The sequence below is a fragment of the Streptomyces torulosus genome (assembly GCF_001419765.1).
GTDB lineage: Bacteria > Actinomycetota > Actinomycetes > Streptomycetales > Streptomycetaceae > Streptomyces > Streptomyces torulosus.
Map to the genome: position 1 here is coordinate 1 of NZ_LIRK01000789.1, position 1,215 is coordinate 1,215.

The window sequence follows — 1,215 nt, forward strand, 5'->3', positions numbered from 1 at the left end:
CTCCGGCCACTGGTTCGCCTCCGCGAGGATGACCGTGTCCGGGTACTGCGCGTCGATCTCCCTCCGGACGCGCTTCAGGAAGGCGTGGGTGGGGGGCAGGTTCTCGCAGTTGGTGCCTTCCTCCTGGTACAGGTAGGGCACCGCGTCGAGCCGGAAGCCGTCGATGCCGAGGTCCAGCCAGAAGCGGAGGGAGGCCAGCATCTCCTCCTGGACGGCCGGGTTCTCGTAGTTGAGGTCCGGCTGGTGGGCGAAGAAGCGGTGCCAGAAGTACTGCTTGCGGACGGGGTCGAAGGTCCAGTTGGAGACTTCGGTGTCGACGAAGATGATGCGGGCGTCCTGGTACTGCTTGTCGTCGTCGGCCCAGACGTAGTAGTCGCCGTAGGGGCCGTCGGGGTCCTTGCGGGATTCCTGGAACCACGGGTGCTGGTCGCTGGTGTGGTTCATGACGAAGTCGATGATGACGCGCATGCCGCGCTGGTGGGCGGCGTCGACGAACTCCACGAAGTCGGCGAGGTCACCGAACTCGGGGAGGACGGCGGTGTAGTCGGAGACGTCGTAGCCGCCGTCCCTGAGGGGGGACTTGAAGAAGGGCGGGAGCCAGATGCAGTCGATGCCCAGCCACTGCAGATAGTCGAGTTTGGCGGTCAGGCCCTTGAGGTCGCCGATGCCGTCGCCGTTGCTGTCCTGGAAGGACCGGACGAGGACCTCGTAGAAGACGGCGCGTTTGAACCACTCCGGGTCGCGGTCCTTCTGCGGTGTGTCCTCGAAGGTGTCCGGGATGGGCTTGTTCATCGTCATCGGGTACCGGGCCCTCCGCTGCGAGCCGAGGACGGGGCGTCGTCGGCGTGGACCCCGACGTGGAGGATGTGTGCGGGCGCCCGGCCCGGCTCCAGGCGCACGTAGTTCGTCCTTCCCCATCGGTAGGTCTCACCCGTCAGCTCGTCGTGCATCGGCGCGTTCTCGTCGGGGCCCAGGCCGAGTTCCGCCATGTCGAGCGAGACCCGGGCGGTCTGCGTGTGGTGGGGGTCGAGATTCACGACCACGAGGACCGTGTCGGGGCCGGTGCGCTTGCTGTACGCCATCACCGCGTCGTTGTCGGTGTGGTGGAAGCGCAGGTTCCTCAGCCCGTGCAGTGCGGGATGGCGCCGGCGGATGTCGTTCAGCGCGGTGATGAGCGGGGTGATGGTGCGTCCTTCGCGTTCGGCGGTGGTCCAG

Annotated in this window: 1 protein-coding gene and 1 pseudogene; both read right to left on the reverse strand. The window is 66.9% G+C overall.

The window, feature by feature from the left end; all coding sequences use genetic code 11:
* A partial coding sequence (locus tag AOK23_RS39960; RefSeq protein WP_240496779.1) for an alpha-amylase family glycosyl hydrolase occupies positions 1-798 on the reverse strand: 798 nt, incomplete at its 3' end.
* Positions 795-1,215: pseudogene (locus AOK23_RS39965) on the reverse strand (DUF3459 domain-containing protein); the annotation flags it as partial. The pseudogene AOK23_RS39965 and the gene AOK23_RS39960, both read right to left, overlap by 4 nt.